This window comes from Streptococcus handemini (genome assembly GCF_040984445.1).
Taxonomy (GTDB): Bacteria; Bacillota; Bacilli; order Lactobacillales; family Streptococcaceae; genus Streptococcus; species Streptococcus handemini.
The window spans coordinates 1-17,221 of the sequence record NZ_JBFRYH010000014.1 but is presented as its reverse complement, the minus strand read 5'-3'; the positions used below and the strand labels follow the sequence as shown (position 1 = coordinate 17,221).

Genomic DNA, 17,221 nt, shown 5'->3' with positions numbered 1-17,221 from the left:
AGTCAAGTAGACAGAAATTTGGAATAGAAAGGACACAACAGGTATATGAGAGATAAAAATGCTTCTGAGAAGGCCTTTCAGGAAAATTTTGTGGTAGAGCTAACAAAATATAAATGGCAAGCACCGGATAAACTGAATGGAAATTTACAGAAAGTAACTGTTCAAGATTTGGTGAACAACTGGAGACAGGAATTGAATCGGATTAACGCAGATATGTTGGAAGGTGTTCCCCTTACGGATGCAGAATTTGCCCAAGTGATGTCAAAGGTCAAACAGATCGGAAATAGCTATGAAGCCGCCAAAATATTATCGATGGAGGGTTCCACAGGGAAAATAGACGGTATTTACCGTGATTCTCATCCATCCGTGACACGTTCGCAAATTACCTTGACAATCTTGAAAAAAGCGCAAGTGAGCGGTGGTGATTCTAGCTATCAAGTTGCTCGGGAAGTGTGGTCAGAAAATGGGAACCGCTTTGACCTTGTTCTCCTTATCAACGGTTTACCCCTAATCAATATTGAACAAAAAAGAAGCGACGTTACCTTGGATGAAGCCATTGGTCAATTTATCCGTTATTATCGTGATGGGGACTATACCAATAACTTTATGGCCTTTTCGCAAATGATGATTGCGACTTCAGAGATTGAAACACGCTATTTCGCTACACCAAAATCAATCAATGATTTTAATCCCTCTTTTGTTTTTCATTGGTCTGTCACTCAAACAGATCAAGATGGTAAGCCTTTGGGGCAACGTGTATTAACAGACTATCGTGATGTGATTGAACATTTACTGATGGTTCCAATGGCCCATCAAATGGTTGGTGATTATCTCATTATTGATGAAGACCCAGTGAATGAGGAAAATCGTCGGCACATGCTGATGCGGCCCTATCAGGTCTATGCTCTTCAAGCTGTTGAAAAAGCAGCTTTCGGCTGGGATAATCCAGATAAAATTCCACATGGAGGATTTGTCTGGCATACGACTGGTTCTGGAAAAACAATCACGAGTTTTAAAACGGCTCAATTTTTATCGACACGAACAGAATTTGATAAGGTTGTCTTTTTACTGGATCGCAAAGATCTGGATGAGCAGACCTCTAAGGCCTTTAAAGCCTATGCGGCCTACGAATCAGTGAATGTGGATGATACGAAGAGTACCTATCAGTTACGACAACAGCTTACCTCTGCTAAGAGTGGGATTGTGGTGACAACGACTTTCAAATTAAGTTTTTTAGTCAAAGACTTAATCGCTGCACAAGATACTAGCCTAGCAGACAAAAAAATTCTTTTTATCATTGATGAAGCCCATCGCACGACTATGGGAGATATGATGGGAATGATTAGAGAGTATTTTCTTAAAAACGGCTTATTCTTTGGATTTACGGGGACCCCTCTCTTTGATGAAAATAACGTCAAAGGAAAAATCAATGAGCGTAGCGAGGTCATCAATACGACCGAAAAATTATTTGGTCCTCTACTGCATCAATACACGATCGATGAGGCGATTGCAGATGGCAACGTATTAGGTTTCCATGTTGATTACATCAATACAGGAGAATTTAGAAGTTACGAAGATTTGCGTGAGCAACTGATTGAACATTTTATCCGACAGAAACCAGAACTTGGAGAAAAAGCCATTCAGCGGCAAGTTGCTCAGTGGTCAGAATTAGAGGTAGAAAAAAATGCGCTTAAAGAAGGCCTATTAGTCTACCAAGATAAAACGCATATTCCACGAGTGGTGGAGGAGATCCTCTCTAGCTGGCAGGAGCAATCACAAAACGGTGAGTTCAACGCCATGCTGACTGTTGCTTATAAAGAACGAGTGATTGCCTATTACCATGAGTTTAAAAAGCAGATTGCTGAAAAATACCAAAACGGTGAACACCGACCACACGTTGCCATGACCTTTAGTTTTGGCAATGAAAATGACCCAGATAACGTAGCAAGAGAAGTTGTAGATGAACTATTTTCAGATTATGCTGAGATGACTGGAATTGCATTTTTACCTGGCGATAAGGAAAAGGGAGAAAAAGCCTATTTTGAGGATGTGACAGACCGCTTTAAACGAGGAGGTAGCGGAAGAAATCCTAAAAATATTGACATCATCATTGTCGCAGATCAGCTATTAACCGGCTATGATGCCAAGCGTTTGAATACGCTTTATGTAGATAGACGACTGGAATTACAAGGGCTGATTCAAGCTTATTCACGAACCAATCGTGTATTCGGCTCTTCCAAAGAATTTGGAACGATTATCAACTTCCAATATCCACGCATAACAGAAGAAACCGTTAATGCCGCTTTGAAACTATATGGTAGTGGCGGTCAAAGTAGTCGTGTCCTTGTTGAAAGATACGAAGATGCTGTAAGGCTGTTACGGCAATGTGTTGATGGATTGATTGCAGCATTGCAAAATCCAACGGATTGGCTTCAACTTCAGTTTGATGAGGAAGGGAAAGAAGGGTTTAAAAAGGCTTTTAAAGAGACGGTAAAACAATTAAACCGTGTAGAACAGTACTATGAATTTTCTTGGGATGATGATCAATTCGGGATGACAGAGCACGCGTGGTTACAATATATCGGCGCCTATAAAAACTTGTTCCCCCGCGAAATCGGGCCAGATTCTGAGGAGATTAGTCCATTAGTAGGGCGTACAAAATTACAAGGTTCTCAAATTATCAATGCCCAAAGTCTATTGATGCTGATTGGTGAAAAAACACAAAATAAAGATGGGTATATGGTCATCAATGATGGGAATTTAGTCTTAATTTTAGAGCAAATTCAAGAGTTGAGTAATATGGGTGAAGATGAACTAGCTGAGGCTTTGAAAACGTTTATCAATGAGGAACTCGTCACAGGTCATCTTCCAGCAACACTGGACTTTGATGAATCCTTTAAGAAATGGCAAGATGAGCGACAATTTAAAGTAATTCAGCAGTTTGCTACGGAATGGGGAATTGATAGTAACTTACTGCAAAAATCATTGAAAGAATTTGAACTGAACAAAGCAGATGAGATTCCTTATAAATCTGAAATCATGCTGACGCTTGATCCAGCTAGTGCCACCAATCAATTTTCTGGGAAGAAATTACTACTCAACATGGAATTGAATAAAATCCTACCCCAGTGGATGCTGGAAACCAAACAAAAGTACAAATAAACAAAGGAGATCAAGAAAGTTCTTGGTCTTTTTGATTACGCTTAGGAGAGAAAATCTCCTGTGGAGGTTTTCTGCGATTTTCGAGATACAGGAAAAAATCGGCGGAAGTTGGAGGTGTTATATGGCAAAACGATTAGTACCCAAACGCCGTTTTAAAACGTTCAAAATACTGCTGCTTGGGAACAGCGGAAGTTACCTGAGTTCGTTGAGTTTTTCTCAGGATTGACGTATACCCCTAATGATGTTCGAGAAAACGGAACACTTGTGCTTCGTTCATCAAATGTGAGCAATGGTGAAATTGTAGATGCAGATAATGTCTATGTGAATTCACAAGTCGTAAATTCTGAGAATGTCAAAGTTGGCGATATAGTTGTCGTAGTGCGTAATGGTTCTCGTTCACTCATCGGGAAACACGCACAAATAAAGACTTTCTTGCCCAACACGGTAATTGGAGCGTTTATGGCAGGCATTCGTTCAGAATGTCCTGAATTCACAAATGCTCTACTTAACACGCCAAGATTTGAAGAACAGATTGCGATAAATATGGGAGCAACTATCAACCAAATTACGGGTTATATGTTTTCAAAAATGGAATTCAAAGTACCGTGTTTGGATGAGCAAGAGAAAATCGGTCAATACTTTGCTCGACTCGACTCCCTCATCACCCTTCATCAGCGTAAGCCATAACAAGAAGGGGTATATATGAATAAAATTACAAGAGAAACGTTAGTACATGACTATTTTCAACAATGGACAAAATTATTTAAAGAGGGTGCCGTTCGTCCTGTTACGCTTGAAAAATATCGGAACAATTACCAGCACCTAAAAGCGATTGTGCCGAATCTGAAATTATGTGAATTAGATCGTACAGTTTACCAGCAAATATTAAATCAATATGCACAAACGCACGAGAGGCAAACGGTTATTGATTTCCACCATCAGATTAAAGGAGCAGTACTAGATGCGGTAGATGAAGGGTTAGTTGATAGAGATCCGACAAGAAAAGTTATTTTTAAAGGTAAGGCACCTAGAATAAAGAAAGTTAAGTATTTGAACCAATTTGATTTACACAGCGTCCTAGCTGACTTGAATTTAGAACTGCAGATCAATTGGGATTGGTTAATATTACTGATTGCCAAGACAGGATTACGATTTTCGGAAGCTCTTGGACTAACCCCATCCGATTTCAATTTTGTACAACAAAACATATCGGTCACGAAAACATGGGATTACAAAGGTAAAGGTGGATTTTTACCAACAAAAAATAAATCTTCTATACGGAAAGTCCAGATTGATTGGCAATTAAGCATGCAATTTCAGCAATTGATAAAAGACATCCCAGAAGATATGCCTATTTTTGTAAATGGTCCAATTTGTAATTCAACACCAAATAAATGGTTGGAGAAACATTGCAAAAATGTGGGAGTGCCAGTTATATCAATACACGGATTGAGGCATACTCATGCTTCACTTCTAATGTATGCAGGAGTGTCTATTGCAAGTGTATCTAGGCGACTAGGGCATTCTTCTATTACTACAACTCAAAAGGTTTATATGCATGTCATCACTGAGCTTGAAAATCAGGATAACGACTTGGTTATGCGTTACCTGTCAGGCTTGAGCTAAGATAAAGAAGGCTTACGCTGATGAAGGGTGATGAGGGAGTCGAGGGTGGAGAAAAACTCGGCTATCGTCTTTTGTTCGGATATTTTTATCGGCTTCCAAATATCCATTTCAGAAATCATTTCAAGTCGAACAGAATCAACTGTAGCTTTAGCAGTCATTTTCATAGCACGGTCATAAAATCGTGTTGAAAAAAAATAGTAAAAATATTTACCCCAAATATCTTGGAAATCAGTCATTTTATAACATCTTTGGTGCAAATCAAACTTGCCATTTACATAGTGAAATACTTTGCCAATGTTACCATCACCGATTGTTATAACCGCTTCGCAATCATAGAGATACTTATTGCTACTAACAGGAATATCAGACCTTATGTAAAACGGATATATTCCATCTTCAACTTGGTCTTGTGTATCGCTTTTTCCCGTACCTATATTACACAGTTCTTTTGCCTTCCGCTGTTCCCAAGCAGCATTTTTGAACGTTTTAAAGCGGCGTTTAGACTCTAATCGTTTTGCCATATAACACCTCCAACTTTCGACGCTTTTTCTCTCTCAAGCGTCAGTATTGCTACTAGAAATCATATTTAGATTGTATGATGTTCTTGAATTCCTAGTTCTTATCTTTCTAGTAACCAATTTATAATGTTTTTCTTCTCGATTCCATTATAATTTGCAGATGGCTGAATGGTGTCCATTGTCAAAAGATATTTTGGGAATTGATCTTTAATGGCTTCTAATGGTCGAAGCTCTCTTGCCAATGTTTCTGGAGCAAGTGTTGTTTCGCTTACTTGATAATAAGCGTAGTGACCAAAATCAGTTACAACGACAAAATCAACTTCGTATTTGTCTATATTCCCAACATAAACATGAGGGTATCTACGTCTCAACTCCAGATAAACAATATTTTCCAACATATGACCTATATCTTCTTTGTGATCTGGTAGTAAGAGACGGCGGAATCCTAAATCAACGGGATAATACTTTTCCAAACGTTGTAGCAAGGCTCTGCCTTTTACATCAAAACGTGGCACGGCATAGAAAAGTAAGCCATCGGTCAACGTCGTTAAATAATTTTCCAAAGTAGCGTGGGATAATGAAACGCCTTGGCTAATGAGGGTATTACGGATTTTATTAGTTGATACTAGGCTTCCTACACTACTGAGAAGAGTCCGTACAATGCGCTCAATTACAGTAGGATTTGGATTCCCTAATCGCGTAACAATATCATTTAAGAGTATAGAATTGTATATTCCCCTTAGATAGTCAATTTTTTCAGCGTAAGACGATGTTTGAAGCAAATAAGGAAACGCACTAAATAGATAATCGTCAAAAGATTCCATCCTGTTCTTGTGTTCTGGGAAATTTTGACCAGATAGATATTCCTCAAATGATAAGGGGAGAATCTCTATTTCAACATATCGACCTGTCAAATTTGTTGCTAACTGACTGCTCATAAAATATGCATTTGACCCTGTCAAATAAAGGTCTACATTTTGAGAAATAAACAAACTATCTGCTACTAGCTCAAATTGCTCAACGTGTTGGATTTCGTCTAAAAAGATATAGTATGTTTTGTCTTCCACCAATAAATCTGTTATGTAAGTATATAACGTCCTAAAGTCACGTAAGTCGTAAAAACGCAAATCCTCAAAATTGATGGATATGATTTGTTTCTCTTCTATTCCTTCTTTTAGTAGCTCCTCTTTAAAAAGTTGGAAAAGAACAGACTTACCTGCACGTCGGACACCAGTCACTACCTTGATAATTTGACGATCGCGATGCCTTCTAAGAAACTCTAAATAAAACGGTCTTTGAATATAGTTCATAATAGTCACCTCAGATATAGTATAACCTAAGTATACATTATTTTCAAATATTTGGAAATAACGGATTATTTTGTATATTTTTTTCATTTTTTTAAAAATAATATCTAAAATGTTTTGCGGTCTGTACAGAAAGTAGGCTTTTTTTAGCTTATCTAACTTACGCTGATGAAGGGTGATGAGGCGGTCGAGATTTGTAAAGTATGCACCGATTTTCTTTTGTTCAGCTATATCTTGTGGCACCATGAGCTTCACTCCATTAACATCATCTGAGTTAATAGATTCAAATGTTGACCCAGCTGCAAGTTTTTTCCAATAACCATTGGAATCCATTTTTACAAGGGACTGATATATAAATTCATTTCCTTTTATTCCAGCGACCCCTCGCCCTAAAACCACATTATAAGAGGTTTTTCCCATAGCTCCAGCAGGAGCACGAACACTCATGATTAGGTCGCCAACATCTGCTATTTTCGTTTTTTGCGTTGTCCAAAATCTTGGAAAAACCCATCCATCCTTTAAGTCAGCATTTCCCTGAACCAAAATGTAGTCAGTCGGTATCTCACTATATGTAGAACCGTTTGGAGATTGTCCCATAGTTACTTGGCAGATTTCCCCCAACTTCCGCTGTTCCCAAGCAGCATGTTAATAGTATGGTTATACTCATCCAAAATAAAAAAAACAAGATGTATCGAATAGCAAAATAAAATTCCGCAACTTAGAGCGAACGAAGTGAGCTTGAAATAATGGAATTTTTGAGACCTAGGCTAAAAAATTAGGAATGAAACTCCGAGGGAGGTTGCTTCCGTCTGCACTACTTAAGAAAAGATCAAAAAAGTTATTTTTGAAATGAACTGAGTATTAACAGGATTAGTGGATGCGTGGTGTCTGAAATAGAAACGAGGGAATTTTATCCCATATCCTCTTTACTATTTCCAATATCTATATACCTACACCTATAGACTCTGCTATAATAGTAGTAAAGTGGTATAAGAAGTGTATAGCTAGCGAGGTAACGACATGAAAATAGTGAGTGCAATCGATTCATTTAAAGGTTCGGCGGCGTCTGCGGAGGTGAATCAAGCGGTAAGAGCGGCGGTTGAGCAGGTCTTGCCAGAAGTTGAGGTGGCAATATTTGCGATTGGAGACGGCGGTGAGGGGACTTTGGCGGCACTGGCTGAGGCACTTGACGGGGAGTTTGTCTCTGTTTCGACCGTTGATTTGCTGGAGCGTCCGATTGAGGCTTCCTATTTTCTGTCTGGGCAGACAGCCTTTATCGAGGCGGCATCGGTGGTCGGCATTGATAAGATAACTCCGACACCAGCCACCGCAGAGGTGGCGACCAGTTTTGGCTTGGGGGCTATGATGCGGGATGCTTTGAGTCGTTCCTGTCAAGAAATTGTTGTCACGCTTGGTGGGACAGGGACTTCAGACGGTGGTCAGGGGCTACTTGCTAGTTTGACAGAAGAGGACAAAGCGTGCTTGCGAGCCGTCAGTCTTATTGGTCTCACAGATGTGAAAAATCGCTACGCAGGGCAAGAGGGCTATGCGCGGGTCTTTGGCCCGCAAAAAGGAGCAAATCAAACACAGGTAGAAGCGATGGATCAAGCAGCTCTTGCTTTTGTGCAGAGGGTGAAAGAGGAGTTGGGAATTGATTTACAGGCTATTTCAGGAACGGGTGCTGCTGGCGGTTTAGGAGGTGCGCTTGTGGTCTTGGGCGGAGAGCTCACAGCAGGTTTTCCATTTGTAGCGCAAGCAATTGGACTAGATCAAGCCATACAAGGGGCAGATTTGGTTATTACGGGTGAGGGGCGCTTGGACAGTCAAAGTCTCAATGGTAAAGTACCTGTAGGTGTAGCTGCTTTAGCCTGTTCTGTAGGTGTGCCGACAATCGCTATCTGCGGTAGTGTAGTGACAGATATGGAGGTATTTGACGACTACTTTTTAGCGACCTATTCGATTCAGACAGGCATTTATCCTCTTGAACAGGCTATGAAGAAAGAAGTTACACTAGAGAATATTCGCTTTGTGGTAAAAAATATCCTCCGAAGTCGATTTTTAGAAAGATCAGCAAACTAAAAGTTTATAAAGTCAAGTAGGAATTACAGAAAATCCCCAAGAAGATGACTCTTCTTGGGGATTGCTCATAAAGACAGATAGATTAGGGCATCGGCTGCATAGCATTGCGAATGTTGTATTTTTTCTTGAGCAGATGACGGATACCAAAGGCTACTGCCCCTAAGATGATAGCAACTGTCGGTGTCACCGTCGGATTGATAGAGCTTGGAATGAGCGCTGCAAGGAAGAAGACAAAACTCCAGGCAAGGGTTGCTAAGACTAGGAATCCAAGAGCTTTGATTAGGCTAGGTCGTTGACCAGTCTTGACTTGGTCGCGGTAAACGAAGTGGTACATCATGTACATACCTGCCCCAACTCCAAAGCCGATTAGCAAGAGGGTAATGATGCCATAGGTTGCCCCAACTCCAAAGGAGTTCATGGAACCGTTGACCAGACCGATGATAGCAAGGAGTAGAAGGCTAGAATCGAGCCACATGAGCCAAGGATTTTCGTTGAGTTCGGGTTTGTTTGCTTCGTCAGGATTCGCAGTTTTGCTCGCTGCCCACTCGCTTGGAGCCCCATAGATACTACGGGCGGTTACGCCTGTCTTTTGCTTTTCAAGTATCACAGGAATGATTTCTTCGAGTAATTCTTTGATTTCGGCATCGGATTTTCCAGCTTGCATCAAGTGATTGGTTGCAATGTGGATAAATTCTTGATTTTTTTTGGTTAATTCTTTGATTTCAGTAAATGACATAATACTCTCCTTGTGTGGTTAGAACCATTTTTTTCGTAAAAAGTTGATGACGACAATCGCGCTGAAGCAGGCTGAGATAAAGGCGATGATCCAAAAGGCGTTGGGATGTCCACCGAAGGGCATACCTGATTCGGGGACATTCATACCATAGGCCGAGAAAATAACAGTTGGTATATCGAGTGCCATGGTCATGAGTGCCAAGGTTTTCATAATCGTGTTTTGGTTGTTGGAAATAATTGCGGCAGAAGTTTCGGTCATAGCATATAAGACATTGCCGTAGATGTCCGCCATCTCAAGCGCCTGCTGGGTTTCAATCAAGGTATCTTCCAACAAGTCTTCATCTTCTTCGTACTTCTTCAAGGTACTGTTTCTGATTGCTAGTTTTTTGACCACCCGTTCATTGAGTTTCAGTGAGGCTTTTAAGTAGACGATAGATTTTTCCAACTCCATCATGTCGATAACTTGCTCGTTTTTTGTTGCTCGGTCGATATGAGCACTAATGCGGTCTGTCTGTCGATCAATGGACCGAAGGGCCGTGATGAAGAGTTCAGCGTTCCGATAGAGCAATTGGAAGACAAAGCGGGTCTTCATAAAAGTATAAAAATTCTTAATGCGTTGATTAAAGAAAAAGTCAAATAGGGCAAGGGGTTGCACGCAGGTAGTGATAACAGCATCATTGGTGACAATGATACCGAGCGGCAAGGTGATGTGGTAGCTTTTGTTGTTCCGCTCCTCATAGGTCGGAACGTCTACGATAATCAAGGTGTAGTCATCTTCTACGGTAATACGAGAGGATTCTTCTACGTCGAGAGGAGCCCGTAGGTCGGTAATGTCAATATTAAATTGTTCAGCTAGTTTGACTGATTCTTCCTGGGAGGGGTTGACCAAGTTAATCCAAGCCCCTGGTTCAAAGGTTTGGATTTCTTCTAAATTTGTTAATGTAGAACGAAATATCTGTTTCATTTCAAATCCTCCTCAGTTTTTTATTGCGTTAAGCGCACCCCTTATTATATCAAAAAAAGCGCTCTAGCGGAAAAGTTTTTCCAAAAATATGGTATAATATGAGATATTTTAGAAGGAAGAAAGAATGAAAGATAAGATTGAAATTCATGGGGCGCGTGCTCATAATTTGAAAAATATTGATGTGACGATTCCACGTGATAAATTAGTGGTGGTAACAGGACTGTCTGGGTCTGGGAAATCAAGTCTAGCCTTTGATACGCTTTATGCAGAAGGACAACGTCGCTATGTGGAGAGCTTGTCTGCCTATGCTCGGCAGTTTTTGGGCAATATGGACAAGCCGGATGTAGATTCCATTGACGGTTTGAGTCCTGCTATTTCAATTGACCAAAAGACAACATCTAAAAACCCACGTTCGACCGTTGGAACGGTGACAGAAATCAATGATTATCTGCGTTTGCTCTATGCACGGGTGGGAACGCCTTACTGTATCAATGGCCACGGGGCGATTTCAGCTTCGTCTGTGGAGCAGATTGTCGATGAGGTACTGGAGTTACCAGAGCCCCAGCGCTTGCAAATTCTAGCACCGATTATCCGCAAGAAAAAAGGGCAGCATAAGGCGATTTTTGAAAAAATTCAAAAGGATGGTTACGTTCGTGTGCGTGTGGATGGGGAAATCCACGATGTGACGGAAGTTCCTGAATTGTCAAAGAGCAAGCAGCATACTATTGAAGTTGTTGTGGACCGGATTGTGATTAAGGACGGAGTGCGTTCTCGTTTGTTTGACTCGATTGAGGCAGCTCTGCGCATTGCGGAAGGCTATGTCATCATTGATACCATGGATGACAATGAAATGCTTTATTCAGAGTATTATGCCTGTCCAGTTTGTGGCTTTACTGTGCCAGAATTAGAGCCGCGCCTCTTTTCTTTCAACGCGCCGTTTGGCTCTTGTAACGATTGTGACGGTCTCGGAATGAAGTTGGAAGTAGATGAAGATTTAATTGTGCCAGACCGGCAAAAGACCTTGCGTGAGGGGGCTTTGGCGCCTTGGAATCCGATTTCATCTAATTATTACCCTCAGATGTTAGAGCAAGCTATGACCCAGTTTGGTGTCGATATGGATACGCCGTTTGAGGACCTATCTGCTGAAGAGAAAGACTTGATTTTCCATGGTTCAGATGGGAAGGAATTCCATTTTCATTATGAGAATGAATTTGGTGGTGTACGAGATATTGACATTCCATTTGAAGGCTTGATTAGCAATATCAGCAGGCGCTATCGTGAAACCAACAGTGACTACACGCGTCAAGTTATGCGGACTTATATGAATGAGCTGACCTGTGCGACCTGCCACGGCTATCGCTTGAATGATCAGGCCCTATCTGTTCGTGTAGGCGGTGAACAGGGGTTGCACATCGGAGAATTGTCGGAACTATCTGTAGCTGATCACTTGGAAGTCGTATCGCACTTGCAACTTTCTGCCAATGAAGCGACGATTGCGACACCGATTGTCAAGGAAATTAAGGATCGCTTGACTTTCTTGAACAATGTTGGACTGAACTATCTGACCTTATCACGGTCAGCTGGAACCTTGTCAGGTGGAGAAAGTCAGCGGATAAGGTTGGCAACTCAGATTGGATCAAACTTGAGCGGTGTCTTGTATATTTTAGATGAACCGTCAATCGGACTTCACCAGCGAGACAATGATCGCTTGATTGCTAGTCTTAAGAAAATGCGGGATTTGGGCAATACGCTGATTGTGGTGGAGCATGATGAGGATACCATGCGAGCAGCCGATTATCTGATTGATATTGGACCGGGTGCAGGTGTCTTTGGTGGGGAAATTGTCGCTTCGGGCACACCAAGCCAAGTTGCTAAAAACAAAAAATCAATCACAGGCCAATACCTATCTGGGAAACGTGAAATTCCCGTACCTTTGGAGCGGAGAATTGGAAATGGTCGTTTTATCGAGGTAACAGGAGCCTCTGAAAACAATCTCCAACAGGTGACCGCACGGATTCCGCTTGGCAAGTTTGTTGCTGTCACGGGTGTATCAGGTTCTGGCAAGTCAACCTTGGTCAATTCTATCTTGAAAAAGGCTATTGCACAAAAAATCAATCGCAATTCAGAAAAGCCAGGAAAATTCAAATCCATTTCGGGAATTGAACACTTGGATCGCTTGATTGATATTGACCAGAGTCCGATTGGTCGTACCCCGCGTTCCAATCCTGCAACCTATACAGGTGTGTTTGATGATATTCGTGACCTGTTTGCCCAGACCAATGAAGCCAAGATTCGTGGCTATAAGAAGGGGCGGTTTTCATTCAATGTGAAAGGTGGCCGTTGTGAGGCCTGCTCGGGAGACGGAATCATCAAGATTGAGATGCATTTCTTGCCAGATGTCTTTGTTCCGTGTGAGGTCTGCCATGGCCGCAGGTACAATTCAGAGACCCTTGAAGTCCACTACAAGGAAAAAAATATCGCTGAAGTCCTTGATATGACAGTTAATGATGCAGTTGAGTTTTTCAAGCATATTCCAAAAATTGAGCGGAAATTGCGGACCATCCAAGATGTCGGTCTAGGCTATGTTACTCTGGGGCAACCAGCGACAACTCTCTCAGGAGGAGAAGCCCAGCGGATGAAGCTAGCCAGTGAACTCCACAAGCGCTCAACGGGTAAATCCTTGTATATCTTGGATGAACCAACGACTGGTTTGCATACAGAAGATATTGCCCAGTTATTAAAAGTTTTGGCACGCTTCGTCGATGATGGAAATACCGTACTGGTCATCGAGCATAATCTTGATGTGATTAAGACTGCGGATCACATCATTGACCTAGGACCAGAAGGCGGTGTTGGTGGCGGTATGATTATCGCAACGGGCACACCAGAAGAAGTCGCTGTAAACGAAGCTAGCTATACAGGCCAGTATTTGAGAGGGAAGTTGTATCCAAGATCTTAGGACTATATCTGATCATTGCAGATAGGTACTGAATCAGATTGGTAGGTGTATGAAAAGGGGGAATCGAGATGAAGGTCGATGTATCGGAGCTACAAAAAGGTGTCATTCAAAATAAGTTAATACGACAGACATCCAATTTGAACTTCTATTATTACATGGTGAAATAGCAGAACTATTTAAAGGGTGACCAAGAAAATATGGCAGAAGAATTGGCTGATAGTGCTATTTATTTGCTTGGTATCTCAGAGATGCTGGGAGTAGACCTATCTGAAGAAATATTGAAAAAAATGGCTATTAACGAGAAAAGGGTGTATCATAGAGATGGCACAAAATCGTTGAAAGATGAAACAGACTAGAGCATTGGTTTGGTGGTCGTATGAAGAAATTAAGATTTGATAGTATTGCATTTATTGTTGGCTGCATGTTTTTATTCGTGTATATCATGATGTTTGAGGAGTCATTTTTGACCTTTCCTAAGATACTGTTCACCCTCTATTTTCTAGTGGCTACCATTTGTTTTTCCTTTGTTTTAGACTGCTTTGAAGGGGATAGGAAATGGAAACTTCCAGCTGTTTTTTTACGTTTGATCTATCTAGGTTTGTATGTCATTGCTCCGATTTATTTTATCTACCTTCTAATGAGAGGGAAAGATGAGGACAAAGATACAAATTCCCAGTCTGAGAACCAGTGAAGAGGTAGGCGTAATAGCAGCGTTTTAGTTGACGAACTATTTTTTTATAGTATTATTAGATTGATATCAAGTTTGATCAGACAGCTTGAAAAACAACCAGTGGCTGATTATTTCGGGAAATTTCACTAGAAAGTTAGGTACTCAGATGATGAACAAACGGACTATAACATGGCTACAAATCATTCTCTATTTGCTATCTCCATTTTCAGCTCTTACTTTAGCGAAAAATACGAGTGCTGTTGATCAGTTCTTTCTGGTGATGTTTACTAGTATTGTCCTATCTCAATGGCTTGCGATCCACCTTTTAGGCAAAATAGCTGAAAAATAAAAATGTTGCCTTTATCCTTATTTCCCTAGATGATACACTCTCATGGAGGTTCAGTGCTGACTGAGCCTCTGCTTTTTGCTCGTAAGCAGTCTGCGGACTAGTTTTCTGTGAACGAAGGACGGTTGTGCTACTCCAATTTCCATAATTTTATGTTACAATGATACTAAACAACTCTAAGGAGATAGAAGATGGAACAACGATTAACAAAGCTACGCAATGAACTGCTTGCTCAGGAGCTGCCTGCCCTCCTCATCACGAATTTGAAGAATATTTACTATCTGACAGGTTTCTGGGGATCGGCTGGAACAGTGCTAATCACAGCGGAACGGCAAGTGTTAATCACCGATGATCGCTATATCACCTATGCTCAGTCTGTGGTCAAGGATTTTGAGGTGGTATCAGACCGAGATGCCCTTTCTGTTGTTGCGACAATCTTAAAAGATAGCAAGGTGAATGAATTAGCCTTTGAAGATGAGGTGTCTGTGGCTTATTATCGAGCTATGCAAGCTGTTTTTGAGGGTATGCACTTGGTGCCTACGACAGATATGGTGATGAATTTGCGGATGATTAAGGATGAGACCGAGATTGCGACTATTCAACATGCCTGCCAGATTTCTGATCAAGCCTTTTTAGACGCTCTGGACTTTATCAAACCAGGTAAAACGGAACTTGAAGTGGCTAATTTCCTTGATTTTCGCATGCGGGAACTGGGGTCTGAGGCCGTATCCTTTGATACCATTGCCGCATCTGGTTATCGCTCTGCTATGCCGCACGGACGTGCGTCCGAGAAGGTCATCGAAGCTGGTGATGCTTTGACCCTTGATTTTGGCTGTATCTACAACCATTACGTGAGCGATATGACCCGGACTATCTACATCGGCTCTGTCAGTGATGAAGAGGCAGAAATTTACCAGACTGTTTTGGAGGCTAACCAAGCCCTAATTACAGCAGCTAAGGCTGGCATGGAATACCGTGAATTTGACGGAGTTCCTCGTCGGGTGATTGAAGCGGCTGGCTATGGACCGTACTTTACACATGGGATTGGTCATGGTATGGGGCTTGATGTCCATGAAATTCCTTACTTTAGACAAACTGCAACAGACAAGATTCAAGCTGGTATGGTCTTGACCGATGAGCCAGGGATTTATTTGGAAGGTAAATATGGTGTCCGGATTGAGGATGATCTCTTGATTACAGAAACAGGTTGTAAAATCTTGACCCTAGCACCAAAAGAATTGATTGTTATTTGAGAAATCAGCCAATTTGTGATAGAATAAAACGAATAATAAAATAATGAAGAGGTAATCATAAACATGATTGATGCAAGTAAATTAAGAGCAGGTATGACATTTATTACACCAGACGGGAAACTTCTCCGAGTATTGGATGCGAGCCACCACAAACCAGGTAAAGGAAATACCATCATGCGTATGAAATTGCGCGATGTTCGTACAGGTTCAACTTTTGACACAACTTACCGTCCAGATGAAAAATTTGAGCAAGCCATTATTGAAACACGCGTGGCAACCTACCTTTACCAAATGGATGATACAGCTTACTTCATGGATACAGAATCCTTTGATCAATATGAAATTCCAGTAGCAAGTGTCAAAGAAGAATTGCTCTACATTCTTGAAAATTCAGAAGTGAAAATTCAGTTTTACGGAACAGAAGTGATTGGTGTGACTGTTCCAACTACGGTTGAATTGGTCGTTGCTGAAACACAACCTTCTATCAAGGGTGCGACAGTTACTGGTTCAGGAAAACCTGCGACAATGGAAACAGGACTTGTGGTGAACGTACCAGATTTCATCGAAGCTGGTCAAAAATTGGTGATCAACACAGCAGAGGGAACATACGTATCACGTGCTTAATCGCATTCCTCTTAGAAAGGATTTCTCATGACAAAAGAAAATGTAGGTGAAATTGTGATTGCGCCTCGCGTGTTAGAAGTGATTACAGGAATTGCTTCTGCAAAGGTAGAGGGTGTGCATTCTCTTCATAACAAAAGTGTAAGAGATGGATTATCAAAGACAGCCTTAAATCGTGGAGTCTATCTCCAAACAGATGAAGCGGGCGAAGTGACGGCAGATATCTATGTCTATTTGGAATATGGTGTGAATGTACCGACAGTATCGATGAATATTCAACGTGCGGTCAAAACAGCTGTTGCAAACTATGCGGATGTCACAGTGAAGACAGTGAATATTCATGTGGATGGTATCGTGCCAGATAAAACACCAAAACCAGACTTAAAGGACTTGTTTGGTGAGGACTTCTTAGATGAAGAATAAGCAAAACGAATCACGGCATTATTTGCGTCAATGTGCGCTTCAGGCGATTGTATCCTTGGAGTTTGGGCAGGAACCTGTCCAAGCGGCCCAATTTGCCTATCTTTATGACCATGAAGACGAGCAAGAAGTGGAAATTCCGCTCTTTCTGCTAAATCTGGTGACAGGAGTCGCAGATGTACAAGATGAGATTGATGTTCAATTGGCGCCACGTTTGAAAGCAGGTTGGACCTTGGATCGCTTGACCTTGATTGATAAAAATATTATGCGTTTGGGGCTCTTTGAAATCTTGTATTTTGAAGAAACACCAGATCGTGTAGCCGTCAACGAAGCGATTGAACTGGCCAAAGAATTTTCAGACCCTGCCTCTGCAAAATTCATCAACGGTGTCTTAAGTCAGTTTATCAGAAAAGAAGAAGCCTAAGTGGCTTCTTTCAGATTGAAGACAAAGTCCATAGAATTCATTTTCTAAGGGCTTTTCTTTATAAATAGGAGTATAATGAAAGTATCTCATATGAGGAGGATAAGAGCTATGCTTCATAAAGAACAACCAGAATATAA

At 41.2% G+C, this 17,221-nt stretch carries 13 protein-coding genes and 3 pseudogenes; 11 read left to right on the top strand and 5 right to left on the bottom strand.

What is annotated here, in order from left to right:
- Window positions 1-45 precede the first annotated feature (45 nt).
- The 3 genes and pseudogenes from ABPH35_RS03465 (at window position 46) to ABPH35_RS03455 (ending at window position 4,788) form a co-directional block, all read left to right on the top strand.
- Window positions 46-3,162 carry a type I restriction endonuclease subunit R gene (locus ABPH35_RS03465; RefSeq protein WP_349989117.1) on the top strand — a complete coding sequence of 1,039 codons (3,117 nt, stop codon included), beginning with the start codon at window positions 46-48 and terminating at the stop codon, window positions 3,160-3,162.
- Between the two features lie 189 nt (window positions 3,163-3,351).
- Window positions 3,352-3,849, top strand: a pseudogene (locus ABPH35_RS03460) (restriction endonuclease subunit S); the annotation flags it as partial.
- Between the two features lie 15 nt (window positions 3,850-3,864).
- Window positions 3,865-4,788, top strand: coding sequence for a site-specific integrase (locus ABPH35_RS03455; protein ID WP_349989115.1), 924 nt, complete (start codon window positions 3,865-3,867; stop codon window positions 4,786-4,788).
- Here the strand turns inward: ABPH35_RS03455 and ABPH35_RS03450 are convergent.
- The 3 genes and pseudogenes from ABPH35_RS03450 to ABPH35_RS03440 form a co-directional block, all read right to left on the bottom strand.
- On the bottom strand, window positions 4,785-5,309 hold the full coding sequence (locus tag ABPH35_RS03450) for a restriction endonuclease subunit S (protein ID WP_368849597.1): 525 nt from the start codon (window positions 5,307-5,309) through the stop codon (window positions 4,785-4,787). The genes ABPH35_RS03455 and ABPH35_RS03450 overlap by 4 nt on opposite strands.
- 98 nt (window positions 5,310-5,407) lie before the next feature.
- Window positions 5,408-6,616 (bottom strand): ATP-binding protein, encoded by a 1,209-nt coding sequence (locus tag ABPH35_RS03445; protein ID WP_349989120.1) that lies wholly within the window; start codon window positions 6,614-6,616, stop codon window positions 5,408-5,410.
- 153 nt (window positions 6,617-6,769) lie between these two features.
- Window positions 6,770-7,237 (bottom strand): annotated as a pseudogene (locus ABPH35_RS03440) (restriction endonuclease subunit S); the annotation flags it as partial.
- 396 nt (window positions 7,238-7,633) lie between these two features.
- On the opposite strand from ABPH35_RS03440, the gene ABPH35_RS03435 reads away from it, so the two are divergent.
- Entirely contained in the window at window positions 7,634-8,692 is a 1,059-nt protein-coding gene (locus tag ABPH35_RS03435) for a glycerate kinase family protein (RefSeq protein WP_349989113.1), read from the top strand.
- 82 nt (window positions 8,693-8,774) lie between these two features.
- On the opposite strand, the gene ABPH35_RS03430 is transcribed toward ABPH35_RS03435, so the two are convergent.
- On the bottom strand, window positions 8,775-9,428 hold the full coding sequence (locus tag ABPH35_RS03430) for a DUF1129 domain-containing protein (RefSeq protein ID WP_349989112.1): 654 nt from the start codon (window positions 9,426-9,428) through the stop codon (window positions 8,775-8,777).
- A gap of 18 nt (window positions 9,429-9,446) precedes the next feature.
- Window positions 9,447-10,391 (bottom strand): magnesium transporter CorA family protein, encoded by a 945-nt coding sequence (locus ABPH35_RS03425; RefSeq protein WP_349989110.1) that lies wholly within the window; start codon window positions 10,389-10,391, stop codon window positions 9,447-9,449.
- Window positions 10,392-10,515: 124 nt separating this feature from the next.
- Between ABPH35_RS03425 and uvrA the strand changes: the two genes are divergently transcribed.
- The 7 genes and pseudogenes from uvrA to nusB all read left to right on the top strand — a co-directional run bounded on the left by uvrA (window position 10,516) and on the right by nusB (window position 17,084).
- A complete protein-coding gene (gene uvrA, locus ABPH35_RS03420) occupies window positions 10,516-13,350 on the top strand; it encodes an excinuclease ABC subunit UvrA (protein ID WP_349989109.1) in 2,835 nt (944 codons plus the stop codon).
- Window positions 13,351-13,418: 68 nt separating this feature from the next.
- Window positions 13,419-13,706, top strand: a pseudogene (locus ABPH35_RS03415) (MazG-like family protein).
- Window positions 13,707-13,726: 20 nt separating this feature from the next.
- Window positions 13,727-14,041 carry a hypothetical protein gene (locus tag ABPH35_RS03410; protein WP_349989107.1) on the top strand — a complete coding sequence of 105 codons (315 nt, stop codon included), beginning with the start codon at window positions 13,727-13,729 and terminating at the stop codon, window positions 14,039-14,041.
- A 516-nt stretch (window positions 14,042-14,557) separates the two neighbouring features.
- Complete coding sequence (locus ABPH35_RS03405) at window positions 14,558-15,619, top strand: M24 family metallopeptidase (RefSeq protein ID WP_349989106.1); 1,062 nt, start codon at window positions 14,558-14,560, stop codon at window positions 15,617-15,619.
- Between the two features lie 63 nt (window positions 15,620-15,682).
- On the top strand, window positions 15,683-16,243 hold the full coding sequence (gene efp, locus ABPH35_RS03400) for an elongation factor P (RefSeq protein WP_349989105.1): 561 nt from the start codon (window positions 15,683-15,685) through the stop codon (window positions 16,241-16,243).
- 27 nt (window positions 16,244-16,270) lie between these two features.
- Complete coding sequence (locus ABPH35_RS03395) at window positions 16,271-16,663, top strand: Asp23/Gls24 family envelope stress response protein (RefSeq protein WP_349989104.1); 393 nt, start codon at window positions 16,271-16,273, stop codon at window positions 16,661-16,663.
- Window positions 16,653-17,084: a transcription antitermination factor NusB gene (nusB, locus tag ABPH35_RS03390; protein WP_349989103.1), complete on the top strand. Its 432-nt coding sequence runs from the start codon at window positions 16,653-16,655 to the stop codon at window positions 17,082-17,084. The genes ABPH35_RS03395 and nusB overlap by 11 nt, the downstream gene beginning before the upstream one ends.
- Window positions 17,085-17,221 lie beyond the last annotated feature (137 nt).